The sequence below is a fragment of the Mycobacterium numidiamassiliense genome (assembly GCF_900157365.1).
GTDB lineage: Bacteria > Actinomycetota > Actinomycetes > Mycobacteriales > Mycobacteriaceae > Mycobacterium > Mycobacterium numidiamassiliense.
The window spans coordinates 2,713,700-2,738,114 of sequence record NZ_FUEZ01000004.1 but is presented as its reverse complement, the minus strand read 5'-3'; the positions used below and the strand labels follow the sequence as shown (position 1 = coordinate 2,738,114).

The 24,415-nt window shown below is 62.3% G+C and carries 24 protein-coding genes; 10 read left to right on the top strand and 14 right to left on the bottom strand.

Going from position 1 to position 24,415, the window contains the following annotated elements; all coding sequences use genetic code 11:
* Positions 1 to 79 precede the first annotated feature (79 nt).
* The 3 genes from MNAB215_RS21405 to MNAB215_RS21395 are packed head-to-tail and all read right to left on the bottom strand — an operon-like array spanning position 80 to position 3,127.
* The gene (locus tag MNAB215_RS21405) at positions 80 to 1,081 is read right to left on the bottom strand and encodes an EcsC family protein (protein WP_077080584.1); all 1,002 of its coding nucleotides are present in this window, start codon (positions 1,079 to 1,081) and stop codon (positions 80 to 82) included.
* A 60-nt stretch (positions 1,082 to 1,141) separates the two neighbouring features.
* Complete coding sequence (locus MNAB215_RS21400) at positions 1,142 to 1,978, bottom strand: hypothetical protein (protein ID WP_131829160.1); 837 nt, start codon at positions 1,976 to 1,978, stop codon at positions 1,142 to 1,144.
* 9 nt (positions 1,979 to 1,987) lie between these two features.
* Positions 1,988 to 3,127 carry a TIR domain-containing protein gene (locus MNAB215_RS21395; protein ID WP_083746201.1) on the bottom strand — a complete coding sequence of 380 codons (1,140 nt, stop codon included), beginning with the start codon at positions 3,125 to 3,127 and terminating at the stop codon, positions 1,988 to 1,990.
* Positions 3,128 to 3,499: 372 nt separating this feature from the next.
* Here MNAB215_RS21395 and MNAB215_RS21390 point away from each other — a divergent pair, with 372 nt between their 5' ends.
* Complete coding sequence (locus MNAB215_RS21390; protein WP_077080581.1) at positions 3,500 to 4,870, top strand: hypothetical protein; 1,371 nt, start codon at positions 3,500 to 3,502, stop codon at positions 4,868 to 4,870.
* A gap of 334 nt (positions 4,871 to 5,204) precedes the next feature.
* Here the strand turns inward: MNAB215_RS21390 and MNAB215_RS21385 are convergent, their stop codons facing one another.
* The 5 genes from MNAB215_RS21385 to MNAB215_RS21365 form a co-directional block, all read right to left on the bottom strand.
* On the bottom strand, positions 5,205 to 6,455 hold the full coding sequence (locus MNAB215_RS21385; RefSeq protein WP_083746200.1) for a DUF262 domain-containing protein: 1,251 nt from the start codon (positions 6,453 to 6,455) through the stop codon (positions 5,205 to 5,207).
* A complete protein-coding gene (locus MNAB215_RS21380) occupies positions 6,452 to 7,060 on the bottom strand; it encodes a hypothetical protein (protein WP_077080579.1) in 609 nt (202 codons plus the stop codon). The genes MNAB215_RS21385 and MNAB215_RS21380 overlap by 4 nt, the downstream gene beginning before the upstream one ends.
* A 10-nt stretch (positions 7,061 to 7,070) precedes the next feature.
* Positions 7,071 to 7,256 carry a hypothetical protein gene (locus MNAB215_RS21375; RefSeq protein ID WP_077080578.1) on the bottom strand — a complete coding sequence of 62 codons (186 nt, stop codon included), beginning with the start codon at positions 7,254 to 7,256 and terminating at the stop codon, positions 7,071 to 7,073.
* A 162-nt stretch (positions 7,257 to 7,418) separates the two neighbouring features.
* Positions 7,419 to 7,616 carry a hypothetical protein gene (locus tag MNAB215_RS21370; RefSeq protein ID WP_131829159.1) on the bottom strand — a complete coding sequence of 66 codons (198 nt, stop codon included), beginning with the start codon at positions 7,614 to 7,616 and terminating at the stop codon, positions 7,419 to 7,421.
* Positions 7,617 to 8,040: 424 nt separating this feature from the next.
* Positions 8,041 to 8,493: a VOC family protein gene (locus MNAB215_RS21365; protein WP_077080576.1), complete on the bottom strand. Its 453-nt coding sequence runs from the start codon at positions 8,491 to 8,493 to the stop codon at positions 8,041 to 8,043.
* A 91-nt stretch (positions 8,494 to 8,584) separates the two neighbouring features.
* On the opposite strand from MNAB215_RS21365, the gene MNAB215_RS21360 reads away from it, so the two are divergent.
* From MNAB215_RS21360 to MNAB215_RS21350, 3 genes are read left to right on the top strand one after another with little or no spacing between them, the layout of a single operon-like run.
* Entirely contained in the window at positions 8,585 to 9,853 is a 1,269-nt protein-coding gene (locus MNAB215_RS21360) for a cytochrome P450 (protein WP_077080575.1), read from the top strand.
* 24 nt (positions 9,854 to 9,877) lie between these two features.
* A complete protein-coding gene (locus MNAB215_RS21355; RefSeq protein ID WP_131829158.1) occupies positions 9,878 to 10,720 on the top strand; it encodes a DUF6745 domain-containing protein in 843 nt (280 codons plus the stop codon).
* Between the two features lie 42 nt (positions 10,721 to 10,762).
* Positions 10,763 to 12,148: an FAD-binding oxidoreductase gene (locus tag MNAB215_RS21350; protein WP_077080573.1), complete on the top strand. Its 1,386-nt coding sequence runs from the start codon at positions 10,763 to 10,765 to the stop codon at positions 12,146 to 12,148.
* An 11-nt stretch (positions 12,149 to 12,159) separates the two neighbouring features.
* Here the strand turns inward: MNAB215_RS21350 and MNAB215_RS21345 are convergent, their stop codons facing one another.
* From MNAB215_RS21345 to MNAB215_RS21330, 4 genes are all read right to left on the bottom strand, one after another.
* A complete protein-coding gene (locus tag MNAB215_RS21345; RefSeq protein WP_077080572.1) occupies positions 12,160 to 12,981 on the bottom strand; it encodes a lysophospholipid acyltransferase family protein in 822 nt (273 codons plus the stop codon).
* Positions 12,982 to 13,091: 110 nt separating this feature from the next.
* On the bottom strand, positions 13,092 to 13,790 hold the full coding sequence (locus MNAB215_RS21340) for a DsbA family oxidoreductase (RefSeq protein WP_077080571.1): 699 nt from the start codon (positions 13,788 to 13,790) through the stop codon (positions 13,092 to 13,094).
* Between the two features lie 123 nt (positions 13,791 to 13,913).
* Positions 13,914 to 14,363, bottom strand: coding sequence for a hypothetical protein (locus MNAB215_RS21335; protein ID WP_083746199.1), 450 nt, complete (start codon positions 14,361 to 14,363; stop codon positions 13,914 to 13,916).
* A gap of 93 nt (positions 14,364 to 14,456) precedes the next feature.
* Positions 14,457 to 14,891, bottom strand: a complete 435-nt coding sequence (locus tag MNAB215_RS21330) for a protease inhibitor I42 family protein (protein ID WP_077082209.1) — start codon at positions 14,889 to 14,891, stop codon at positions 14,457 to 14,459.
* 296 nt (positions 14,892 to 15,187) lie between these two features.
* Here MNAB215_RS21330 and MNAB215_RS21325 point away from each other — a divergent pair, with 296 nt between their 5' ends.
* From MNAB215_RS21325 to MNAB215_RS21300, 6 genes are all read left to right on the top strand, one after another.
* Positions 15,188 to 16,780 carry a Na+/H+ antiporter gene (locus MNAB215_RS21325; RefSeq protein WP_077080569.1) on the top strand — a complete coding sequence of 531 codons (1,593 nt, stop codon included), beginning with the start codon at positions 15,188 to 15,190 and terminating at the stop codon, positions 16,778 to 16,780.
* Positions 16,781 to 16,866: 86 nt separating this feature from the next.
* On the top strand, positions 16,867 to 18,543 hold the full coding sequence (gene alsS, locus MNAB215_RS21320; RefSeq protein WP_077080568.1) for an acetolactate synthase AlsS: 1,677 nt from the start codon (positions 16,867 to 16,869) through the stop codon (positions 18,541 to 18,543).
* A 13-nt stretch (positions 18,544 to 18,556) separates the two neighbouring features.
* On the top strand, positions 18,557 to 19,351 hold the full coding sequence (budA, locus tag MNAB215_RS21315) for an acetolactate decarboxylase (protein WP_077080567.1): 795 nt from the start codon (positions 18,557 to 18,559) through the stop codon (positions 19,349 to 19,351).
* Between the two features lie 327 nt (positions 19,352 to 19,678).
* On the top strand, positions 19,679 to 20,791 hold the full coding sequence (locus MNAB215_RS21310) for a glycosyltransferase (RefSeq protein WP_077080566.1): 1,113 nt from the start codon (positions 19,679 to 19,681) through the stop codon (positions 20,789 to 20,791).
* Between the two features lie 40 nt (positions 20,792 to 20,831).
* Positions 20,832 to 21,686, top strand: coding sequence for a sulfurtransferase (locus tag MNAB215_RS21305; protein ID WP_077080565.1), 855 nt, complete (start codon positions 20,832 to 20,834; stop codon positions 21,684 to 21,686).
* 9 nt (positions 21,687 to 21,695) lie between these two features.
* On the top strand, positions 21,696 to 22,493 hold the full coding sequence (locus MNAB215_RS21300; RefSeq protein ID WP_077080564.1) for an alpha/beta hydrolase: 798 nt from the start codon (positions 21,696 to 21,698) through the stop codon (positions 22,491 to 22,493).
* A gap of 1 nt (position 22,494) precedes the next feature.
* On the opposite strand, the gene MNAB215_RS21295 is transcribed toward MNAB215_RS21300, so the two are convergent.
* Together MNAB215_RS21295 and MNAB215_RS21290 are read right to left on the bottom strand one after the other, a co-directional pair.
* The gene (locus MNAB215_RS21295) at positions 22,495 to 23,754 is read right to left on the bottom strand and encodes a cytochrome P450 (RefSeq protein ID WP_077080563.1); all 1,260 of its coding nucleotides are present in this window, start codon (positions 23,752 to 23,754) and stop codon (positions 22,495 to 22,497) included.
* Entirely contained in the window at positions 23,751 to 24,347 is a 597-nt protein-coding gene (locus MNAB215_RS21290) for a TetR family transcriptional regulator (protein ID WP_245830372.1), read from the bottom strand. The genes MNAB215_RS21295 and MNAB215_RS21290 overlap by 4 nt, the downstream gene beginning before the upstream one ends.
* Positions 24,348 to 24,415: the final 68 nt, after the last annotated feature.

Below are 24,415 nucleotides of genomic sequence, written 5' to 3'. Positions count from 1 at the left end.
GAGGCCCCCGATTCACAGCGCGCGGCATTTAGCGCCGCGAACGAAGAATAGTCCCACGCAGCGGCTTAAGGCAGCTAGATCACTCGTCTTCGTCCGTATTGAGCAGCTCGATGACATCGATCGGCTGGAGCTCGTGGGCATTAACCTCGGTCAGTGTCTTTTCGACCAGGAAGCGTTCCCGGTAAGCCCAATACGCAGCATCGGCGATCTCGGCGACCGTCTTCCAGTTCAACGCGGCGCCAAGTCCGACCCCGACGACGGGTACCAGCTGAAGAAGCTTTTTCCTGGTCAGCTTCCGGCTGAACTTGACGGCGAACTTCTGAGCAACGTCGGCGAAGGCCTCCTGATCGAGCTGATGCCACGCCGCGTTTCGGGCGAGGCTTTCTGTCAGCACCGCAAGTTGTTGGTAGGCAATCGTTTTCGCCGATATTGTATCTGCCAACCCCAGTCCGATTACTTGCATCATGAAAATCTCTTCGGCGTGGTCGCTCGGGTCGTAGCCATAAAAGAGAGCATCCTGGGCCGCCACGCCACTGCACGCGGCCAAAAGCGCTGCGGTATCGACGCCCATCGCCGTCACTACCGTGCCGAATCCCGGCCCGGCCGCAACGCCGGCGGTTGCGGCCGCGCCGGCAGTTGCCGCTGCCTCGCCGCCGCTGACCGCAAGACCGGCTGCGGCGCCTTCCGCTGCTGCCGATAGTGAGTAGGCGTGATGCGCGAGACCGAATGAGGCCACATCGTCGATAGTCCGCAGGTCGAGCTTGCGGATGTCGTCGATCTCGGCTACCGGGTGACCCTTCCTCGCATAGGCACCGATGACGCGAGCATGCGAAGTCGTCAGTTGACCCGTCCTGGCCATCAGCTTGCCGGCCCCCGCGGCCGTTGCGCCCAACGCCGCCTCGGCGGGTTCTCTCACCCGGTCAAGACCGGGCACTTTCGGCAGTTTGTCGAACAGCCCGGAGCCGACTCCGCTTACCGCGGCAGGAACCCGGGGAAGCAGTCGACGTGACGGGCGAAGGTTGCGTGCCTTGTGCGCGTTGACCTTCTTGAGCTGTTCCTGCTCGTATTCAGATAGCGCCATCCGGTGCTCCCCGCGTGGTTGGGCAGTCCGTGAGTCGGGATTGCAGCTGCGCACGTGGGGTCACCGGGGTGTGCTCCTCAAGAATCTCAACAACTGCTCCGAGATATCTACCACCCTTTGGAGATCCTCGTTCGGGATAGGCACTGCGTGCGCGACGTTGTTCCGCATCGCCCGCACAATCCGTATCTCTTCGTCGAACGTAGACCGGAATAGTTCAATCTCGTCGCTGGACAGATTGACTCTAAAGCGGTCGCCGCCGACTCCATGGCCACGAGGTTGCAGGTTGAGGGACGCGTTGAGGATTTCCCAGTTCTCTAGGATGCGCGACACCAGAAAAGGATCAGGTGTATCTGTTCCGACCGACGGGTCCGACGGCACGACTGTGTTCGGTGTAAGCGCCTCACCACGGCTGAACGCGTCTATTTTGTCCGGCAGGCGCGTGTCGGCCTGCTTGATGGCATCGCTGGTTACCACAAACACTTGGTTGGTCGCTTGGGCTGCCGCAAAATTTTGAGAGATAGTATCGACGCGTAAGTTCTGCATTTGCAACTGGCTTTCCAGTCTGTCTGCCTTCGCTTCTGAATCGGTCGCTTTCTGCTCCGCTGCTTCTAAACGTCGCTTTAGCGATACGCCCAGGACGCCAACTTCGCTCATGTCTGGAGCGAGCAGCAAAACCAAGAGCAATCCAACCGCGACGACGCTCGCGTCAGTGACGGTAGGCCCGCCGCATGTCGTGGTTACGGTTGCTCCATCCTTACCGGCCCCAGATTCGACTTTGCACACCTCGAACCTGTTGCCTAGCAGCAGGACTACAAAGGTGAGTAGGCCGCCGATAGCGATCGCCCATCTAATGAGTTTGAACACGCTCGCCCGCTCAACACCCTGCTCCTTGGTCAAAATTGCCACCTACGACTTGAACTCGTTGAATGTCTTCAACAACTTCATGGTGGCCTCGTAGTCGAGCTTTCCGCCTGAATACCGAGCCTGGTACAGCCCTTGCAGGTTGGACGGTAGCTCGGTGCCCTCTTCCACCAGCAGGATGAACTTCTTGCCGTATAGGGCCAACGCAGCCCCAATCTCAATCAGCACATTAGGGTTTAGGACCTTGTGCTCTTTGTCTTCACCGTCGAGCAAGATCTTTTCCGGACCCACGTGCACCACGGCGGCGCTGCATGAGCGCATGTCGTCCATTACTTTGTCCGGCAGTGACTTCGCTAAACTCTCCTTCTGAATCGAGACGACCGGTTCGAAGCCACCAAACTTCAATAGCTCGGCGATCTGTTCGACGACTTCCACGTTCTTGCCATGGGTAACAAACACCTTGTTATTGACAATGGTTTCGACCTTGACCGGGCCAGCAGGCGTCACCTTGGTGGTGGGTGGGCAGTCAACATCATCGCGTTGTTTGACGCCAGCAGTGTCCGAGTCAGACTCATTGTCGGGTTCGCCCTTATCGTCCTCAACAGCCAGACTTCCGCCTGCGCTGGCGGATAGGTCTACGTACTCATTGCCTTGGTTCTCTACGACGTAACCCACAAAGCGCGCGTTCTCAAGGATCATTTCGAGCGCCCGTTCGGTTGCGTCAATTGGTACGCCCATTTCCTCAAGTACGTTGTACGCGATCGCCTGCTTAGGCAGCCGGTTCTGGTCGTACTTTTCAAGGAATTCGCGAATTACCCTCGGCTTCAACACCGCTTCGGCGAGTGCCAACGCATCATCGCCTTCGGTCGTCGGTGCTACAGCCCGGCGACCGAGAGGAGTAAGGGCAATGGTGTCCGCCTGCGCTGCACCTTCGGTTAAGCCATAGGCCACAGCGCCGCCGGTCAAGGCTCGAAACGGACCAGCCGTGTGCGTCATCTCCATGGCGCGTCCAACTTGCAGTGGCGTTGCAGCCTTCTTTGCGTAGGCATCTCGCAAGGCTTGCGGCACCCTGAGTGCTTGCCGGAGCGTTACCGACGGAACGTCTGACTGCGCAAGCCGAGCACGTTTTTGTTTTGTAGCAGTCGTTTCCGGCTTTTCTCGCGATTCCGGCGCGATCTTCGACATTACGGCAGCCCTCCTGTCATCCGTCTGACACAAGATACACGGAAGATCAGAAGATGTCGAGACTGCCTGCGAACCGCAATTAGCAGGCAGACATATATGCAGTTCCAGACGCTATTTTCCCGCTTCAACGTATAGCTTCGAGTCAGATCCGCTTCAGTCAGACGACAGGCAGAGCATTCACATTTCAGGGGTCAGGCCGTACTTGCCCTGCGATGCAGGAGTTCTTAGGCATCGACGGCCTTGGATGACGGCGCGGTGCCAAAACATCAGCGTGTCGTTGCGTCCGCTTTCAGACCCGTATGCGATTCTGTGGGGCTGCCAGCAAGAAGGGAGTCACACAATGTGACTAGCGTGCAGGGAAGGCGGTCGAGCATGGACGCAGATGAAGAGCCGGAAGAAGCCGAACCGGTACGGGACCGGATTAACCGGCTGAAAACGTTCGCGTCGTCGCTGGACGACGTCGAGGGCGAAAGCGCAACCGAGTTCGTCGACAAGGCCGACGACGCATTGCGCGCCATCGTCAACCCGACGCTTGCATCCCGGGCCCGCACACCGGAGGTTTTGCTCGTGCTGGAAGCCCTGGGCGCAGCAGCACGGGTCACGGCAACCATAGTTAATGACTGGGCGAATACGCCTGACGTGCGCAACCGGTACACGCGCGAGTCCGCTCAACAGCTATTCAAAGACGCTCTAGACGGCGTGTTGTCCAATAGCGAGCGTTGGCTTTCCGAGGGTCTGCCGTCGAAGGAGCAGATCCAACAAGCCCTTCAGGCCCTGGCTGTCGGCGTTCAGCAGGACGAAGAAACAATTACCAAATCCATTACCGAGCTTGATGCCCAGGACGCCGAAGCGGAGGCAGACTCGTACGGATCGATTCTGATCTTCGACAACCCAGCGTTAGACCCCAGTGTGATTTTCGAGAAGGTGTGTTCATTGACCGAAGACCAAGACAGGCGCTATCGCGATGCGTACGAACGCCTTCGGCGCATGCTGGACAGTGAGTTGTTCCGGCATATCTCGGACGAGAGCGACAGGTTCCTCGATCAACTGATCGCCGTGCTCACTGATATACGAGACCAGCGAATCTCGCTCTTCGATGTCGATGCGTGGGACGAACACCGGCGCAAAGTGCGGTCGGCGTTGATTTCTTTCACTGCTGCCTTTCACAGCCACCGCGAACAAACGATTAGGGCAGTTAAGAAGGACTTTGGTCGCGACAGCGAGCAACACCTGTCTGTCGAGAAGCTCTTCAGCGATCTCAGAACGGAGTCCTTCGACTACGGCTGGCTTGAAGAACTTCGGGGGGCACTTCAGCACGGCGATATCAACGCCTTTGGATGGGGCTTCGGGGCGTCGGTTGAAGGACCTACGGCTAACGTTTACATGAAGAGGCAGTTCATGCTGGATTTCACGCGCCAGTCATCGCAGAAGAGATGGCTGAAGCGTCGCGAGCTGCAAGAGATGGATTCTGACCCAAGCGTGATGGACATGATCAAAGCGATCCAGCCGGTGATGGGACCGCTTCAGGACAAGCTGGACAAGATCATGTATCCCAATGTGACTCAGGACGTTGCCACGGTGAAGGAACTGCTGGCCCGATTCAACGGCAGGGGTGGCCTGCATGCGTTGCAAAACGGCCCCGGCTTCACACGACGCAATCAGAGTCCGCCGATCAGTCCTTTAGCCCCGCGTGTGCTGCAGTTCGTCGCCACTTACCAGGACGAGGCCGAACCAGATAGCTAGACGGCCCCGGCCGCCGACATTTTCCGAACGTTTGTGGACGCCGTGTGGACGCGGGGTCATTTCGGCCGAGCACCGCACACGGTGGCCGATCCAAAAATGTGCCTTTAACAGTAAAAATATGTGGTGGGGGGCTCGCTCGAACCCGCGACCTACGGATTATGAGAACCTTTTCGGAACCCCGTCGACCAGCACAGAAAGTTAGCTGATTCACTCAATACTGCCTGCTAGACAGAAAAATATGCCGATGCTGGTACGCGCGCGGTACGGGTCCTGTACGGCTACAAATCGCCCTCGGTCGCCGGTAAAGCGCCGGTAAAAACCGTGCTCCCCTCGATCAACCATCGGCCAGCAGGCTGTCTTGCACTGTCTGACGTTCCTCATCGTCGTCAGTCTCATCAGCGGACTCTTCAAGCTGATCCTCGACGCGAGTCCACTGTTCATCTGACTCCGACAGCGGACGAACCGGCGATGCAGCGAGATCAGTTTTCAAAAGAGTCTTCAGCGCTTCGTTTCTGCGGACTCTGCTTAGTCGGTCGCTCGCTGCCCGTTCAACCGCTCTCAAATACGACAGCGCCTCCTGCCCGGTCGGCTTCGACACGAGCTCGTCCACGCTTTGACCCTTTCCCTCCAAACGCTTGATTTCGTTCACCAACGTGGAAAAGTCAACCAACTTGTCCACTATCGCATCCAAGTTCATTTCATCCGTAGAAATATTTTCAGCATTCCTCGCCAAGAATACTATCAGTGAGTAACAGTCAGACTTATTACGAAAGCGCGATTTCCGTAGTTTTGCGCTGCCGAAATCCAAAAATGAAACAGCTCTGCCGAATCGTCGCGTCATTTCCGACAGTTGTTCGGACGGCACACCCCGGCGTTCAAAGGTTATGAATAGTTCATCGAGACCTTCTTTTTTATTTGGAAATGCTTTTGCGTCGATTGCCAGGAGGGCCTCGGCAACAAATTCATCGTTCCGCCGACGCTGGTAATCTTTAGGCGTGAAGACTCCAAGGTCACTTAAAGCAGCAGCAGCCCCACCACGCTCAACCAACTGTATAAAAGGACCTGTAAATGCGGCATGTCGAAGCTCTTGTGCCACCAGCGCTTCGACCGTCCGATTTAGCCGTCGAAAAATCTCACGCAAGACGGCGTCATTTGCGGAAATAGGTAACTCCCGGACGATGAACTTAAATCCGAGAAATTTCGCCTTAAGATCGGTTTCGAGTTCCGAGAAAGCTTTTCCACGCCATCCTGCATCGAGGTCATCGGAATTTCCGAGTCGCAAGCGGCCTTCGGCAAAATCGAGACAGGTCGAGATCCGCTGTTGACCATCTACGACAGTAAGACGCTCCGCCCCCTCAGCGGAGGTAACAATCTGTACGTAAAGCTCTGGGACTGGTAAGCCACGCAGAATAGAATCGATTAAAAAGCTTTTTTGATCTGGGTTCCAAACCAAGTTGCGCTGGAATGCTGGTCGCAATATCAACTCCGAGATCTCGCTCATGTCGACCTGACGGAAGTTGTTTACTGTCATCCCTCTAGCATCCGAAGAAAGTTGCGGATCGAAAAACAAACTAGTTCCCGTCATAGCGTGCGCCCCTTACACTTTGTTATGCCAGTTGCGATGTAGCTGCGCAGACTCCAGTAGTCGCGATATAGCCACAAATTGACTTTTACCTCTCGGCCAAACGTGATGGCCACATACTCAGAAATGCTTGTCCTGGCGGGAAACCAATACGGACCAAAGTCCAAGTACGTGAGGAGCTTGTTTGTCAAAATAGCGCCATCGAAAAATCGCTTTCTCTGGTGGTTTATTGCGTCGATAAACTTGCCCTCAAGCTCGTTGAGCGCAGGATGAGCGCGTTCGCGAAGATTCCTCCACGCAAGCTCGAAATGCATCTCGGAAATAAGCGCAATATCGAGATCGGATTTATCATCGAACGACTTGAGATTGCCTCCCGCTATCTTTCCTGGATTAATTGACAAACCAACAGCGCCCGAACCAGCACAAAAGACGCCATTTGGATCAACTTTGAACCCCGCTGAACAGCGAAACGCAAACTCCTGAAAATCGGCGTCTGCGAAGGCAAAAGGATCGCTTCGAAGAAAATGCCGGTCGATCCAGTCAAACATGGGCTCGGCGCCCAGCAACTCCGACTGTGTCGGGTAAACACCCGCTGCAGGCGCATTCACACGGCCTACATTAGCCAATATGAAGCGACCGACCGAATGGCTGCACCACGTTGCTCGGCAGGTCGGCTTGCTTGGCCGGAGCGGACGGCTCGGGCAGATTGTTGAGCGCGCCGCCGTCCTCTTCTGGTATGTAGTCCCCGTACACGTCCAGTGTCAGTGTAAAGGTGCTGCGCCCCAGCCACTTCGACACCTGCATGAATTGGACGCCCGCCGATAGTTGTAGCGTGGCGAACGTGTGCACAAGCGCCCTCGCGGCGAGGTGCGCGGCTACCCGGGAGACCAAGTTGCCCAGTGACTGGGCCGCCCGCCGAGCCGCAAAGCACGGCTAGGCGACCAAGGACAGGTAGGCGGGGCCAAATTACGGGCCTTTCCCCCAGGGCAGCGATGGCAAAGACTTCGGAGCCCACTTGCCCGACGACTCGATAATTTCGGCCGCGCGGGTCGGCTGGTCATGCGCGATCCACGCACAATAAACCAGCCAAATCAGACGCGCTCCAAACAAAAAGGCCGCCAACGCGACCGGCACAATGCAATACAACACGACAACCTCCAGCACGCTGCCCACCTTGCCTCGGAAGCCGGGCTGGGCTGTGGTTGTAATGGACTCTGTCTTGGAGTGGCTTGCGAGCACATCGCCGGGCCGTGCTCAACGGCTAAAAGTTTGGGTGCGTGTGTAAGTTTTTAGGTGATGTGCGTGTGTAAGTTTTTAGGTGATATGTGTGTGTAAGTTTTTAGGTGATATGTGTGTGTAAGTTTTAAGTGATGTGCGTGTGTAAGTTTTAAGTGATGTGCGTGTGTAAGTTTTTAGGTGATATGTGTGTGTGATACCTCAAGCCAAGATTCAGACTACACCAGATGCCACCGAAGGGGTTTGCGCGCGCCGCCACCGTGCTGGGGGCGCGATAAGGGCGACCCAGGAGCTACCTAGGCCGTGTCGTACGAGTCCTTGACCTCAGAGCGAGGTCATCGCAACAAGAGCACTACGGCCGCGCCGGCAACGCCGCTAACCACCCATCCGACACCAGCTCCAGTAGTTGCCCGTCGGGGTCGCGGATCATCGCCATCGTGTCCGAGACCGCCGCGTCGACGACCGTTCCCCCAAATTCTGCGACCTTCTCCACCACGGCAGCAATGTCGGACACAGAGAATGAAATGTGTGTCAGCCCAACCTCATCCATGACACGCTCAGCGCCGGCATGAACCTCACGCTTCGAGTAGTCGAGAAGTTCAAGCACAAAGCCGTCGCGCACCAGGTAAGTCGCATGGACACCGAGTGGTTCGGGAAGCTGCACCACCTGGGCGGTGAGATTGTCCGGCGGGTCGAGCTCCCACCAGAACTGAAACCCGAGCAGGCCCTCGTAGAAGCGACGTGACCGCTCCCGATCAGCGACGCACAGGCCGACGTGATTGAAAACCGTTCGATGACTTGTCATTACGACCTTCCGTAGCCTCGCTGCCGTCAAAAGCGTAATAATGCAAAGATAGCTTAGTAAGCGATCGCCAACGCCAGGTTGGAGGGCCTCAATGACGACACGCCCCGACGTCGCCGACGACGTGGTGGTCGACTTCGACCACCACTCCGACGCGTTCAATGCAAACCAGCAGATTATCAATGCCGAACTGCGACAACGATGTCCAGTGGCCTGGAACGAGAACTACGACGGCTTCTGGTACCTCAGCAGCTACGACGCGGTGAGCCAGTCGGCCCGAGACGGCGACACGTTCGCCCACAAATACGAACCTAACGCCGACGACGGCGTCGACTACCAGGGCGAGATGGGCATCCCGCGGCCCGAAGGTCAGCCGGCGCTGGGCATCGGCGAGGTCGACGGCCCCTACCACCTAGCCCTACGCCACGCTCTGGCCCCATTCCTATCGCCGGGCGCGGTCGACAGGATGCGGCCGTTCATGGAGCAATCGGCCCACTGGTTCCTCGACCAAAAGGCCAAAGGCGGCGAGATGGACCTGGTGCTCGACTACGCCAGCCCGGTTCCCGCCATCCTGACCATGAAGTTGATGGGCCTGCCCTACGACAACTGGCACCTGTACGCGACCCTCTTCCACTCCGTGATGGCCGTCCCGCAGGACAGCGAGGAGTACACCAGCGCGATCGCCAAGGTGCCCGCCATGATGGAAGAGGTCATCGAGTACGCGGCCACCCGGCGGGCCAACCCGAAAGACGACCTGACCAGCTTCCTCATCCAATTCGAATTCGACGGCAAGCGCCTCGATGACGCGCAGCTGCTGAACATCCTCTGGAACCTGATCGCCGGCGGCGTCGACACCACGACCTCCCAAACCGCGCTCACGCTCAGACACCTGGGCACCCACCCCGAACTGCGTCAACAGCTCATCGATCAGCCCGAGCTGTTCCGCACCGCCACCGACGAATTCCTACGCTACTTCTCGGTCAACACGTCGCTGAGCCGCACGGTCGCCAGAGACGTCGACCTCGGCGGGCAACACCTCAGGAAGAACGACAAAGTCATCATCAGCTGGCTGGCCGCCAACCACGACGAGCGCGAGTTCGAGCGGGCCGACAAAGTCGTTCTGGATCGCGCACCCAACCGCCACGTCGCCTTCGGCCTCGGGCCGCATCGGTGCATCGGCTCGCACCTGGCGCGGGTGATGTCCGAGGTCATGGTCAAGGCGGTGCTCGACCGCATCCCGGACTACGAGGTGGACCTCAGCGGCGTCCACCAATACATGGGCAACCCAAGCATGACCGGGCTGGGCACGCTCCCGGTCACTTTCTCCCCCGCAGAAAGTCGCCAAACGCCACGTCCGTGGTGACCGCCAGGTAGCTACTGTGACCGAGTGGGAACACCGCCGGTTGCACTGAACACACCACTTACCGGTGCCCAAATCGCCGATATCCGCGTGGTTGCCGATCGGTGGATGTCAGCCGGTTTGTCGACCCGACGCTGCGATAAACCGCGGGCCGAAGCCAGCGTTCGCACCGCCTACCGGACCGCGGGCCTCGACGAACCACAGCTCATCGTGTGGATGGATTCACCCTTGGGTGGAATGTTCGCCGCAGGCATCATCAAAAGCGCCGCGACATTCCAACTGGATGGTCCTGTATGGTCCCTACTCGGCAGGCAGCCCTGGGATCAGGTTGTGGATGAGCTGGGAAGCGAGCTCGCACAACAACTCTGGGGTCAGCTCACCGCCCAGCTTGGGGACCAACTCGGGACGCAGCTCAAAGATCAGCTCTCGGACCCGCTCGAACACCAACTCAATGATCCGCTGGGGCGCCAACTCGCACTCAACCTGAGGGACGGGCTTTGGAGTCAACTCAAGGATCAAGTCGACGGCCACAAGCTCAACGACCAGCTGATGTATCAACTCCAGGACCCGCCGGCCGACACGCTCTGGGAAGAGATTTCGCTCTGGCGGGATTGCGCATGGCTGGCCTCAATGGCCTGCGCGTTACGCCTGGCGGGACTGGAGAACTCACCGCTGGACGCTGTGTGTATGGCCTCTCGCGAGGTGGATTGGTGGTGGCCGATGAGCGAGGCCGTCGTCCTCACGGATCGTCCGACGGTGATCAGCCGCGACCCTCAGGGACATCTACATAACGACAAGGGGCCGGCGCTGGTCTACGCCGATGGCTATACGGTGCACGCACGACACGGCACACTTCTGCCGCCCGCCTGATCCAGCACCGATGACTCGGTCGAAAAAGCCTAGAGTGCCATCATGGGCGACATCACGGCACAATTCGCGGACATCGTCGGCAGCCACAACCTGCTGACCGGCGACGCCATCCCCGAGGACTACTGGCACGACGAAGTGTTGACGACGGCACCGCAAAAGCCGGGCTATCTCGCCAGACCGGCATCCGCCGAAGAGGTCGCGCAGCTGCTGAAAGTCGCGACGGAACAACAGCTTCCGGTGACCGCCCGCGGGTCGGGCAGCGGCTTGTCCGGCGCGGCGGTGCCGGTCGAGGGCGGGCTGGTGATCTCCTTCGAGCGGATGAACAAGGTCCTCGAGGTCGACACCACCAACCAGGTCGCCGTCGTCCAACCCGGGATCACCCTGCTCGAGCTGGACGCAGCGACCGCCGATACCGGGCTGCGCTACATGGTGCACCCGGGCGAGCTGTCGTCCAGCGTCGGCGGCAACGTCGGCACCAACGCCGGCGGCATGCGCGCGGTCAAGTACGGGGTGGCCCGCCACAACGTGCTCGGACTGCAGGCGGTGCTGGCGACCGGCGAGATCATCCGCACCGGCGGCAAGATCGCCAAGGTGTCCGCCGGCTACGACCTGACCCAACTGATCGTCGGCTCCGAGGGCACCCTGGCCCTGGCCACCGAGGTGATCGTCAAGCTGCACCCACGCCTCGACCACAGCGCCACGGTGCTCGCGCCGTTCGCCGACTTCGACCAGGTCATGGTGGCGGTGCCCAAGATCCTCGCCAGCGGCCTCATCCCCTACATCGTCGAATACATCGACAACATGACGATGGCCGCGCTCGTGCATACCCAGAACCTGGAGCTGGGCATCCCCGACAAGATCCGCGACAACTGTCAGGCGTATCTGGTTGTGGCACTTGAGAATCTGACCCCAGAGCGCCTGGATGAGGACGTCGAAAAAGCCGGCGAGCTGATGGCCGAACTGGGCGCCATCGACGTCTACGTGCTCGAAGGCGGCTCGGCCCGTAAACTGATCGAGGCGCGTGAGAACGCGTTCTGGACACTGAAGGCGATGGGCGCCGACGACCTCATCGACACGGTCGTCCCACGCGGCGCGATGCCGAAATTCCTTGCCGGCGCACGCAGTCTGGCCACGGAGGCCGGAGGCGCCGCGGTGGGCTGTGGGCACGCCGGCGACGGCAACGTGCACCTGGCCATCTTCTGCAAGGACCACGACAAAAAGAAGAAGCTGATGACCGACATCTTTGCGCTGGCAATGGAATTGGGCGGCGCGATCTCGGGTGAACACGGCCTCGGCCGGGCCAAGAGCCCCTACTACCTCAAGCTCGAAGACCCAGCCAAGGTCGACCTCATGCGCCGAATCAAACAGAGCTTCGACCCCGCCGGCATCCTCAACCCGGGTGTTCTCTTCGCGGCACGAGACGCATAGGGTCAGCGCTGTCAGCCAATGATCGGGAAATGGCGCTGGGCGGCAAGCGTTTTGAGCCCCTTTTGCATGATCCAGCGCACGTGCGCATCGAGCCTTTTGACGTCCGCAGCCTCACCGAACTTCGCAGCGAGATCGATTGGCGGCAACACCTCGGTGACGATCTTGGTCGGCAGCGGCATGTTGACCGGCGCTAGCACACTTAAACCGAAGGGGAAACCGAACGTTATGGGCAGGATGTTCGTTCGGAATAGCTTGCGCTCCAGCTTGGTGAGCCCGAGCGCACGCGCGAGCCATTTGCCGCGACTCAAGAACAACTGGCTTTCCTGCCCGCCGATGGAGACGGCAGGAACAATCGGAACATTGGCCTCCATAGCCGTGGTGATGTAGCCCGTTCGGCCGTCGAAGTTGATGACGTTCTCCCGCAGGGTCGGCCGGTAGACGTCGAAGTCGCCGCCCGGGAAGACCAGCACGACGGCACCCGAGGCCAGCGCCTTGGCCGCATTCTCTCGCGTCGCACGGATGACTCCGGTGCGCCGGAAAAAGTCGGCGGCCGGTCCGGCGAACACGGTGTCGAAGGCAAGCGCGTAGAGCGGTCGGTCGTACCCATAGGTGTCGTAATAGTCGACGGCGAACACCGACAGGTCAAACGTCATCAGGCCGCCGGAATGATTCGCCACCACCAGGGATGCGCCCGGCGGGATGTTGTCTAGACCCCGCACCTCAGAACGGAAATACCGCTTGACGATCGGTCGAGTCAGCGCGATGACATGCTCGGTCAGACCCGGGTCCCATTGGTCGACGTCGGTCGAGTCGTCGCTGCTGTCGCTGCTCATGTTTTCCTGGCTCGTCGTTGAGCGTGAGCCGATGCTACGCCGCCGATGCTGCACCCACGCAGGTGTTCGCGGCTGAAGAGGCAACTTGTCGCTCAGAGGCGGGCAAAACGTTACCCGCGTCCGCCCGTCAGCCCTTCGACATCAATCACCTCTCCGCGATTGATGCTGACCCAGTCGCGGCCATCGAGGTAGGGGCGCAGACTGCGGCCGATGAGTTCAGCATCCGCAGCTGACTTCGGCCGCTGTAGCTCGTACACATGCGGCAACGAAGCCATGCCGGAGACGACGTCCCACAATTTCACAGAAGCCGGCCCGGTCGGCGGATCGACCAACACCGGCCCAAACAGACACTGCCCGTCGAAAAACAGCGTCGGCACGCCGTACCCACCGGCATCGACCACCCGCTGATGGTCGGCGCGGACCTCGTCGTGGGTGGTCGAATCATCAAGCGCCGCATCCAAAATCGACCCATCGACACCGATCCCCACCAACAGCCGTCGCGCAACGACGGGGTCATGCGGTTTACCGCCCGCCACGTGCAGTTCGTGTCCGATCGCCTCGTACCACCGGTCCAGCAACGCCATGTCCGTCCGGCGCAGCAGCGCGCCGATCCGCATCAGCGACCAGCCGTAGGACCAGTCGCGCTCCCACGGATGCTTCTTGCCGTCCTCGCGGTTGATCTCCTCCAGGCTGAAGAACCGCCAGTTGATGTCGATCCCCAGTTGCGCGCGGACGTCACGCATCCACACCGACGTCTGAAAAGCAAAGGGGCACATGGGGTCGAAGTGAAAGTCCACGGCGGTCGTCATCGCATCTCCTCTGCCTGGAACTCACTTACCCAACATTGTGCGACGCCGTGGCTAGAAATCCGATATCGCATCCGATATCGATGTTGCGAACAGCCGCATGGTCCTGCCACGCCAAAGCCCGCCTCAAGGCTTCGGACGCACTCCGGCGGCGCGATACACGAACTCCGGCCGCACCGGAAACCGTAGCGTCGTGCACGGCAACGCCGAAAGCACGTCAGAAGGGATTGCCCTCTTGTAGTTCAGCTTCATCGAACCACTGAAAGCGCGATCCACTCCGTGCAGGTCGATATCGATCAGCAGGCCCTTCCTGGTGGCCGTCGCGGCCGCCGGGCCGCGGGCCGTGTCCCACGAGCAATCGATCGACCGCAGACCGGCATCGCCACGCGCGGGGAAGGTGGCCAGAATCCGCGCGGCGCTGAACGCGAACGCGCCGGTATAGCGGGAGACACCCGACGCGGAGAACACACCCGGCACATGACCGCTGAAATGCCGGACCACTCCGACCTTCTGGGCAACGAAAATCAGACCCTCGGCCTCGAGCTCCTCGCGAAGCTCAAGAGGCACGTTGCTCAACTGGGACAAGGTACGGAGAAAGCCAAGCACAAACAGACGTTAACCGAGCGACCGAAAGTCCGCAGTCATTTGCCAGACGAGCGCGCCGAGGGCTTACTGCACGGTCACGATCGCCGAGTACTGACACACGGGCCCGGTGTTCTTGCCCACGAAGCTCGAGTAGTTCGTGGAGATCGTCGTCGTCCCGGACTTCAGGGCAGTGAACGTCCAGACCTCGTTGCCGGGCGCGCCCAACGCGTCGGTGCTCGGCGCCACGTACACGTGACTCTCTTGCTTGAGGATGCTCGAATCACCGATCTTCATATCGGCGGTCCACCGGTACGGGGTGGTGTAGTTGGAGCCCAACTGCACTTTGAGGGTGTTGCCGACCATCAGCGTCGCGTTCTGCGTAATCGAGTTCTGCTTCGACACCTCATCCATCGACACCTGCAACGTCTTCGACGACGGAGGGTTTCTGGATTCGAAGTGGCACCCCATCAACGTCGATGAGAGGAGCATCGCGACGGTCACCAAATGCCTGATCTTCACGAAAGCCATCTCTTCCATTATGGCGCGCAGCCTAATACGGCAGGTCGGAAACGCATCCACCCGGCACACGGCGGCTTACCCGGCCGGTTAGCCAGCGAAACTTCCTCACGACCTGTCCCCGCACCACACTCCCGGCTCTGCATTTCGGGCGCGCGTTTGCTGAGAATCAGGTAGCTTCGGTGCATGTTCGGGATCATCCGGCCCTGCCGTCATCGACTCGGCGGCGACGGTTGCTGCTGCCGCGACTGCTCGTAACTCGTTAAGCATCCCGACCGCTCGTACGGGAAGATGGGCGAGTGTTTGGACTCGTCGTCATCGTTGCGCTGGTTTCGACCGTCATCCTGGGGACGTTGCTGGGCCGGCGCTATCGCGTCGGTCCACCGGTGCTGCTCATCTTTCTCGGCTCGCTGCTGGGCCTGATCCCGGCGTTCGGCCACATCCACATCAACGGCGAAGTCGTGCTGCTGATCTTCCTGCCGGCGATCCTCTACTGGGAAAGCATGAACACCAGCATTCGCGAGATCCGCGCGAATGCCCGAGTCATCGTGTTGCTCAGCGTGGCCCTGGTGATCGTCACCGCGGTGGCGGTGTCGTGGACGGCGCGAGCGATGGGCATGGAATCCCACGCCGCCGCGGTGCTGGGCGCCGTGCTGTCCCCCACCGACGCCGCCGCGGTCGCCGGCCTCGCCAAACAATTGCCCCGCCGATCCCTGACCGTGCTGAAGGGCGAGAGCATCATCAACGACGGCACGGCACTGGTCCTCTTCGCCGTGACCGTGCACGTCGCAATCGGCGGAGCCGAGATCGGCCCGACCGACCTGGTCATCCGCTTCATCGGGTCCTACCTCGGCGCCATCGCCGCCGGGCTTCTGGTCGGCGGACTGGTAACCCTGATCCGTAAACGGGTCGACGCCCCGCTCGAGGAAGGCGCCCTGAGCATGCTGACTCCGTTCGCGGCGTTCCTGCTCGCCCAGGCCTTCGACTGCAGCGGCGTCGTCGCGGTCATGGTGTCGGCCCTGGTGCTCACCTACTCGGGGCCGATGGTGATCCGGGCCCGCTCTCGGCTGCAGTCCTTCGCGTTCTGGGACATCGCGACGTTCCTGCTCAACGGTTCGCTCTGGGTGTTCGTCGGAGTCCAGATCCCGGGTGCCATACGCGGCATCGCCGACGTCGACGGCGGACTGCGCCAGGCCATCTGGCTAGCCCTCGCAGTCACCGGCGTCATCGTCGCGTCGCGATTCTTTTGGGGCGAGGCCACCACCTGGCTGCTGCGCGTGGTGGACCGCCGCGAAGTGCAGCGCACCCGCCGCGTCAGCTGGCGTCCGCGCGTCGTGACCGCCTGGGCCGGATTCCGCGGAGCCGTCTCCCTCGCCGCGGCGCTGGCCATCCCCACGAAAACCCTTAGCGGAGCGCCTTTTCCGGACCGCAGCCTCATCATCTTCGTCGTAGTCGTGGTCATTCTGATCACCGTCTTGGTGCAGGGCATCACGTTGCCCGCGGTGGTCCGCTGGGCTCGCCTGCCCGAGGACACCGCCTACGCCGACGAACTGCAAATCGCGCGGTGCGCGGGCATTCAGGCTGCCCTGGACGCCTTGCCGACGGTGGGCGCCGAGCTCGGGGTCAGCCACGAGCTACTGGGCCGGATTCGCAAGGAATACGAAGAGCACGCCGCGATCGTGATGGCCAACGACGACGATTCCAGAACCTACGGCCTGGCTAAACGCAACGAGCTGGTTCGCCGGGTGCGCCTCGGGGTGCTCGACCGCAGACGCCGGGCCATCACGGATCTGCGCAACCAACGGGTCATCGACGACATCGTGCTGCGCGAGCTGCAGGCCGAGATGGATCTCGAGGAAGTGCGGCTGCTGGACGCCGACGACAGCGGATAACCCGGGCCTTCGCGGGTCGCACGCCCGTCGCGTGTGCGTCCTGGGCGGCCTCGCGCAAAGTAGCACCAGCGACCAGACTGGCCTACATGGGAAACCCGGGTTCGCCCGTGCGCAGCGCGCAGAAGGTCGTCGACGTGCTCACCGCGCAGGGTGTCGAGTACATCTTCGGTGTGCCCGGCGCCAAGATCGACGCCGTGTACGACGCGCTCGTCGACGGCGGCCCGCGGCTGGTGGTCTGCCGCCACGAACAAAACGCGGCGTTCATCGCGGCCGCGATCGGTCGCCTCACCGGCATCCCGGGAGTCGTGCTGGTGACGTCGGGTCCGGGCACCTCCAACCTGGCCACCGGCCTGCTCACCGCCAACACCGAACAAGACCCGGTGGTCGCGCTGTGCGGAGCGGTCGGCCGCAAGGATCGACTCAAGCGCACGCATCAGTCCATGGATGCCGCCGCGTTGCTCAGGGCGGTGACCAAGTACACCGGCGAGGTCAGCGATCCCGACGACGTCGCCGAGGCCACCGTCAGCGCCTTTCGGGCCGCCGTCAGCGAACCGCGCGGGGCGGCCGCGGTGGTGTTGCCCGCCGACGTGCTATCCGCGCCGACCACCGCGAGCATCACCGCCCGACTGCCGATCCCAAAACTGGCGAGCGCCCCCGCCGCGGCGGTCGCCCAGGCAAGCGAATTGATCCGTGCCGCACGCCGTCCGGCGCTGCTCGTCGGAATCCGCGGTGCCGACCCGGACAGTACTCAAGCCCTGCGCACCCTGGTCGCCGCGACTGGACTACCCGTGGTGGAAACGTTTCAGGCCGCCGGGGTGATCTCCCGCGCGTTGGAAGATCACTTCTTGGGCCGCGTCGGCCTATTTCGTAACCAGCCCGGCGACATCGTCCTCGGGCACGCCGACGTGTTGATCACGGTGGGCTACGACGCCGTCGAGTACGACCCGGTGATGTGGAACGACAACGTCGAGCGCACCATCATCCACCTCGACTCCGTTCCCGCCGGGATCGACAACAACTATCAGCCGACGGTGGAGCTGCTCGGCAACGTTGCCGCCACCCTCACGGCGTTGACCGACGACCTGGCCGGGTTCGCTGTCACCAATGACTACCAGGCCGAGATCGACGAGCAACGAAAAGCATTGGCCGACATCGATGTTGCCGCATCCGGTGTGGAGCCCGCTGGACCGGGACTCAATCCGGTCGCCGTCGTCCTGCGGCTGCGCGAGGAACTCGACGACTCGGCAACCATCGCCTGCGACGTCGGCTCGGTCTATATCTACATGGCCCGCCACTTCCGGGTCTACGAGCCCAGGCGGCTGTTGTTCTCCAACGGCCAACAAACCCTCGGGGTCGCCCTCCCCTGGGCCATGGCCGCGTGCCTGGTGCGCCCCGGCACTCCTGTCGTCTCCGTGTCCGGTGACGGCGGATTCCTGTTCTCCGCCCAAGAACTCGAAACCGCCACCCGCCTGGGATTGACCTTCACCCACATCATCTTCCGCGACAACAGCTACGACATGGTCGCCTTCCAGGAAGAGCTGAAATACGGGCGTAAGTCCGGCGTTGAACTCGGTGACTACGACATCGTCTCTTACGCAGCGGCATTCGGAGCACGCGGTTACCGGGTGAATACCCTCGACGAATTCGGTGCGGCGTTGCGTCAGGCGCTGGCCGAGCCCGGCCCGTCTGTGATCGACGTCCCGGTGGATTACAGCCGCAACACCGAACTCGCCGCTCATCTGCACGACGACTGCTTCGAATAGGCCGGGAGGGGTTATGAACGCCAGACCCAGCGCACGTGAGCGCTTCCAGGATTGGGCCACAACGCTTCTCGCCCATCGGGCCGCCGACGACGACGCCGAGGTGTATCAGTTCTCGACCATCAGCGCCCTGCTCGACGGTGTCTACGACGGGGACGTCACTGTGGCAGACATCCTGCGCCACGGGGACTTTGGCCTGGGCACGTTCAACCATCTCGACGGCGAGATGGTCATTCTCGACGGCGTGTGCTATCGGCTGCGGGCCGACGGATCCGCCACTCGGGCAGCGGGAACCGATCGGACCCCGTTCGCGGCGGTGACCAGATTCCACCCCGACTTCGAGATCGCCATCACCACCCGCACCGGTCAGGCCGAGGTGCTCGCCGCGGTCGACCGCCAAATCGAAAGCGCCAACCTGATTTACGCGATCAAGATCGCCGGCCTCTTCGCCGAACTACACACCCGCACCGTCATGGAGCAAGAACCGCCCTATCCGTCGTTGACGGAGGCGACCGAAGGACAGGCCGAGACACGATTCAGCGATGTCACCGGAACCCTGGTCGGTTTCCGCACGCCCGAATACCAGCAAGGCATTTCCGTGGCCGGCTACCACCTGCATTTCCTCAACAGCGACCGCACCAGCGGGGGCCACGTGCTCGACTTCACCCTCGAGCACGGGCAGGTCGCGGTCAGCGGCGCCTCCCAGCTGCACCTGAGCCTGCCCACCTCCGGCGCGTTCCTCGACGCACAGCTGTCCGGCCCCGACGTGTCCGAACGCATCAACAAGGCCGAGGGACCAAAAGCCGAGTAGCACCTGCCCTACTCGGGCCGGCTCGCCAGGCCGGCTCGCCCGGGCGGCTCGCGCGGCCGGCTCGCCCGGCCGGCTCGCCCGGGCGGAGGAACCTGACCTTTTGCCCGCCTCCGAGCGACAACGCCGTTCGACAAAGCCAGAGCCAACCGCGGTCCACGGGATTGTCGCTCAGAGGCGGGCAAATTGGGTACCCCTGGCAAGAATCCGTAGGCAACAACACTGCGGACACGTGCAATTCGACGTGCGACCAGGGGAATTCATGGACTGTTCAGGCACGCGTCAGTTCCGCATCGTTGACTGCACACGAGCGCCGCGTCTTCTCAGCGTATGCGCGTAGTACAGGTCGCCAACTTTTACGGCCCTCGGTCCGGCGGCCTACGCACCGCGGTGGACCGGCTGGGGGCGGAGTACTGCGCCAACGGGCACGACGTGTTCTTGATCGTCCCCGGCCCGCGCGCCGAGCGGACCCGGCTTACCACGGGTGTGGTGCGAATCACTATGCCCGCGTGGTTGATTCCATTCACCGGCGGATACCGCGCGGTGATGCCTGGGCCGGTCAAGGCGCTGCTGGAGGTGCTGCGGCCCGACGCGTTGGAGGTCTCCGACCGGCTCACGCTACGTTCGTTGGGCAGATGGGGCCGCGAGCACGGCGCGACCACCGTGATGATTTCTCACGAACGCCTGGATCGCCTTGCGGGACAAATACTTCCGGGATCGACGGCGCGTTCCCTGGCCGACTTCGCCAACGGCCGCACCGCGGCCGACTACGACACGGTGGTGTGCACCACCGGTTTTGCGCGCGAAGAATTCGATCGCATCGGCGCGCAGAACGTCGTCACCGTGCCGCTGGGTGTCGATCTGCAGACCTTCCATCCGAGCCGGCACTCGTACCTGCTGCGCCGGCAATGGGTCACGCCCGAGCAGCTGCTGCTGGTCCACTGCGGTCGCCTGTCGGTGGAGAAGCGAGTCGATCGCAGCATCGACGCGGTGGCCGCGCTGTGCGATTTCGGCGTCGACGCCCGGCTGATCGTCGTGGGCGAGGGTCCGATGCGACCCAAGCTGCAACGGCAGGCCGCCGGGCTGCCGGTCGACTTCACCGGGTTCGTCACCGATCGGCACACCGTTGCCGGGCTGCTTGCGTCGGCGGATGTCACGCTGGCGCCGGGCCCGCACGAGACGTTCGGATTGGCCGCGCTCGAATCGCTGGCCTGCGGTACGCCCGCCGTGGTCTCACGCACCTCGGCGCTGACCGAGATCATCACACCGGACAGCGGCGCCTCGGCCGACAATCATCCGGAGGCGATCGCCCGCGCGGTCGGCTCGGTGATCAGCCGGCCCGAATTCCACCGCCGCATCTGCGCTCGCCGCCGCGCCGAGACCTTCACCTGGCAGCGTGCGGCAGCCGGCATGCTGGCGACGCTCGGCCCCGAAGCACCCTAGAAGCCGCAAGCCAGACCGCCGCGGCGGCTAGTCTGAACCGGTGGAAGCTCGCGACCAGGTGCGGATCACCGTCACGGAGCTGGCCGCCGCTATCGAGGCCGGCGATCCGTTGAGCATTCTCGATGTGCGGTGGCGAGTCGATCGGCCGGATGGGCGGCCGGACTACCTGCAAGGCCACCTTCCGGGCGCGGTGTACGTGTCGCTCGACGACGAACTCAGCGACCACACGATCGCGGGCCGCGGCCGGCACCCGCTGCCGTCCGGGCGGCGCCTGGAAGCCGCCGCCCGCGAGTGGGGAATCCGGCAGGACTCGCTGGTCGTGGTCTACGACGACTGGAATCGGGCCGGCTCCGCACGCGCGTGGTGGGTGCTGACCGCCGCCGGGCTTGCAAATGTCCGCATCTTGGACGGCGGCCTGGCGGCATGGCGTTCGACTCGGCAGAGCATTGAAACCGGCCCGGTCAAACCGCAGCCCGGGAATGTGACTGTGCCGCACGACGATCTGTACGCCGGACGCCGGCCGACCCTGACGGCAAAGCAAGCCCTAGCGGGCGGCATAACGCTGGTCGACGCCCGCGCCCCCGAACGTTTCCGCGGCGACGTCGAACCTCTGGACCCGGTTGCCGGTCACATCCCCGGCGCGCAAAACCTACCCAGCACCGCCGTATTGGCCGGCGACGGCACCTTTCTCGGCGATTTCGCACTTTCCCAGCTGTTGTCCGACCGCGGCATCCATCCGGAAGCGCCCATCGGGGCCTACTGCGGGTCGGGTGTGACCGCGAGCGTAACGATCGCCGCACTCGCCGCGATGGGCCGTCCCGCAGCACTCTTTCCGGGCTCCTGGTCGCAGTGGAGTTCGGATCCGACACTGCCCGTCGCCCGCGGACCCGAGTAACGGTCGGACATGCTCGAGGTCATCGACAAGGCGCCGCAGCGCGAATCGGGCAAGCCGCCATTGCTTTTCGTGCACGGCGCCTGGCATGGCGCCTGGTGCTGGGATGAGTATTTCCTCGACTTCTTCGCCGCCAAGGGCTATCGGTCGCTGGCCCTGAGCCTGCGCGGCCACGGAAACAGCACCGCGCCAAAGTCCATGCGGCTCTGCTCGATTGCGGACTTCGTCGACGATGTCGACTCCGTCGCCAAGAGCCTGCCCGAACCACCGGTGGTCGTCGGCCACTCGCTGGGCGGCTTCGTGGTGCAAAAGTATCTGGAAGCCCACGACGTCCCGGGCGCCGTACTACTCGCCTCCGCCCCCATCAGCGGGATTGCGGGATTTTTGCTGCGCCGGCTCAAGCGGCACCCGTGGTACACCGGAACGGCGCTGGCCCAAACGAAGTCATTGCGCGGCGTCGGTGGCACACCGGCATTGGCCCGCGAGACATTCTTCTCGGCGTCGACGCCCGAGGCCGATGTGCTGCGCTACACCGCCCTGCTCAGCGAGGAGTACGCGTGGAAAATTGCGCTCGACATGCTGTGGCAGAACCTACCCAAAGCCGAGCGCGTCACGACCCCGCTGCTGATCTTGGGGGCCGACGACGACATGTGTTTCACGCAGCGGGAAGTACATGACACCGCCGCGGCGTACGGCACGCAGGCGGAATTCTTTCCGGGCATGAGCCATGACATGATGCTCGATCCCGGCTGGAACGTCGTGGCCGAGCGAATTCACGCATGGGTCGAAAAGGGTTACCACACGTCGTAATTCAGCGCGTGCTGCACGGCAGCCGTTTGATGCCGTGGAAGAACGACGAACGCAGGCGGTCGGGCGGCCCGATCACCCGCAGACCCGGCACGTTCCCGTACAACTCTTCGAGCATGACGCGCAGCTCCAGGCGGGCCAGTTGAGCACCCAGGCAGAAGTGCACTCCCCCGCCACCGAAGGCGGCGTGACCGGCGTCTGGGCGCGTGACATCGAATTCGTCGGCGCGCTCGAACACCTCCTCGTCGCGGTTCGCCGACAGGTAATGAATCAGGACCCAGTCGCCGGCGGGAATTTCTTGCCCACGGATATCGACGTCCCGGGTGACGGTGCGACGAAAGTGCGTCACCGGAGTCGACCAGCGCAGCAGTTCCTCCACCGCGGGTTTGATCGCGTCGGGATCGCGGGCGAGCAGCGCCTGCTGCTCGGGGTGTTCGGAGAGCGCCAAGATCCCGTGGCTCAGCGTATTGCGCGTGGTCTCGTTGCCCGCGATCGCCAAGAGTAGGAAGAACTCGTTGAGCTGGTCGCGGTTGAGCCTCTCCCCGTCCACCTCGGATTCCAGTAACGCCGACAAGATGTCGTCGGTGAGCCCGTGCTTGCGCCGACGCTCGACCAATTCGCCGCAGTAGGCGAACATCTCCGCGACGGCCTGCCCCAGCGCTTCGGGACTGGGCGCGTAGTCGGGGTCTTCGATGCCCAGGCTTCCGATGGCGTTGCTCCATCGGAAAACCTCCATGCGGTCCTCGCGCGGAACACCGAGCACGTCGGCGATGACTTGAAGCGATATCTCCGCGGAAATGTCTGTGACAGCGTCGAATTCACCCTTCTCGGCTATGTCGACGACGATGTCGCGAGCGACCTGCCGCATGAGCGGCTCCAGCCGCTGCACATTGCGAGGGGTGAAACCCTGGTTGATCAGTTTGCGGTAGTGGACGTGACGGGGTGGATCGATGCCGGGCAGCATGGCCGAGTTCGGGGGCGCCTCGACTTCGACCAGGGTGTTGCCCTTGCTGCTGGTGAAGGTATCGGTGTCGCGGCTAACCAATCGTACGTCGGCGTGTTTGGTCAGCAGCCACGCTCTGGGGAGCCCGGGTAACTGCACCGGATGCACCGGCGCCGTTGCGCGCAACCGCGCCAACGCGTCGAACGGGGCGCCGTTGACAAAGGAATCGGGATTGAGCACGGCCGCGGCGTCGCGATCGGCTGCACTCTGCTGGTTCTCGGTGACCAGCGAACCCACCACACGGGTCTTCGGCGTGTTCATCGCGGCTCCGTCGAGGCGGTGATTCCCGCGACGATGACATCGAGTCCGGCACGGAACTGGGCTGGACTCTGACGTCGGCCTCGCGCCGCGCCGGGGATCGAGCGTGCTTCCTCCAGCGCTATCGAGCCGAGCAGGTAGGTATACAGCACGGTATGGGCGGCAGCCACATCGGTCTTCGCCAGCCCGGCCTCGCGGAGCAGAGAGCGGCTGAATCGGTCGAGCCGGCGAGCGGGTTCGCTTCCGCTGCTCGTCTGCAGGATACCGGCGACTCCTGGCACGTCAAGGATCATTTCCCTTGCCGCACAGTAGAAATCGATGAGGCGGTCATGCCACGGACCGGCCGCCGGCGACGGAATCTCGGCCAGCACGGATTCGGCGAGCAGCTCGAGAGCCGCCCGCTTTCCCGGGACGTGGTAGTACACCGACGGCGCGGCGGCGCCGAGTTCGGCGGCGAGTTCGCGCATCGTCACGCGTTCCGCGCCAACGCGCCGCGCCACCTTACGCAGGGCAGCGACCACCTCAGCCCGGTCGAGTTCGCCGTAGGCACGCCTTGGCGCGGGGTCATGTTTCGCCGCAACGGCCACGGCTCTCACCAGAATTCTATCGTTGTTCGAAAATATTCGAGCATTGTTAGAATTTACCCCGTTATCCGACCGCCGCA

Excerpts from the sequence above, each read along its gene's own strand:
- MNAB215_RS21300 (WP_077080564.1), top strand. The coding sequence starts at position 21,696 with ATGCTCGAGGTCATCGACAAGGCGCCGCAGCGCGAATCGGGCAAGCCG.
- MNAB215_RS21350 (WP_077080573.1), top strand. The coding sequence starts at position 10,763 with ATGGGCGACATCACGGCACAATTCGCGGACATCGTCGGCAGCCACAAC.
- alsS (WP_077080568.1), top strand. The coding sequence starts at position 16,867 with ATGGGAAACCCGGGTTCGCCCGTGCGCAGCGCGCAGAAGGTCGTCGAC.
- MNAB215_RS21295 (WP_077080563.1), bottom strand. The coding sequence starts at position 23,754 with ATGAACACGCCGAAGACCCGTGTGGTGGGTTCGCTGGTCACCGAGAAC.
- MNAB215_RS21375 (WP_077080578.1), bottom strand. The coding sequence starts at position 7,256 with ATGCAGGTGTCGAAGTGGCTGGGGCGCAGCACCTTTACACTGACACTG.
- MNAB215_RS21365 (WP_077080576.1), bottom strand. The coding sequence starts at position 8,493 with ATGACAAGTCATCGAACGGTTTTCAATCACGTCGGCCTGTGCGTCGCT.
- MNAB215_RS21310 (WP_077080566.1), top strand. The coding sequence starts at position 19,679 with ATGCGCGTAGTACAGGTCGCCAACTTTTACGGCCCTCGGTCCGGCGGC.
- MNAB215_RS21340 (WP_077080571.1), bottom strand. The coding sequence starts at position 13,790 with ATGACGACCGCCGTGGACTTTCACTTCGACCCCATGTGCCCCTTTGCT.
- MNAB215_RS21360 (WP_077080575.1), top strand. The coding sequence starts at position 8,585 with ATGACGACACGCCCCGACGTCGCCGACGACGTGGTGGTCGACTTCGAC.
- MNAB215_RS21390 (WP_077080581.1), top strand. The coding sequence starts at position 3,500 with ATGGACGCAGATGAAGAGCCGGAAGAAGCCGAACCGGTACGGGACCGG.
- MNAB215_RS21385 (WP_083746200.1), bottom strand. The coding sequence starts at position 6,455 with ATGACGGGAACTAGTTTGTTTTTCGATCCGCAACTTTCTTCGGATGCT.
- MNAB215_RS21405 (WP_077080584.1), bottom strand. The coding sequence starts at position 1,081 with ATGGCGCTATCTGAATACGAGCAGGAACAGCTCAAGAAGGTCAACGCG.
- budA (WP_077080567.1), top strand. The coding sequence starts at position 18,557 with ATGAACGCCAGACCCAGCGCACGTGAGCGCTTCCAGGATTGGGCCACA.
- MNAB215_RS21345 (WP_077080572.1), bottom strand. The coding sequence starts at position 12,981 with ATGAGCAGCGACAGCAGCGACGACTCGACCGACGTCGACCAATGGGAC.
- MNAB215_RS21395 (WP_083746201.1), bottom strand. The coding sequence starts at position 3,127 with ATGTCGAAGATCGCGCCGGAATCGCGAGAAAAGCCGGAAACGACTGCT.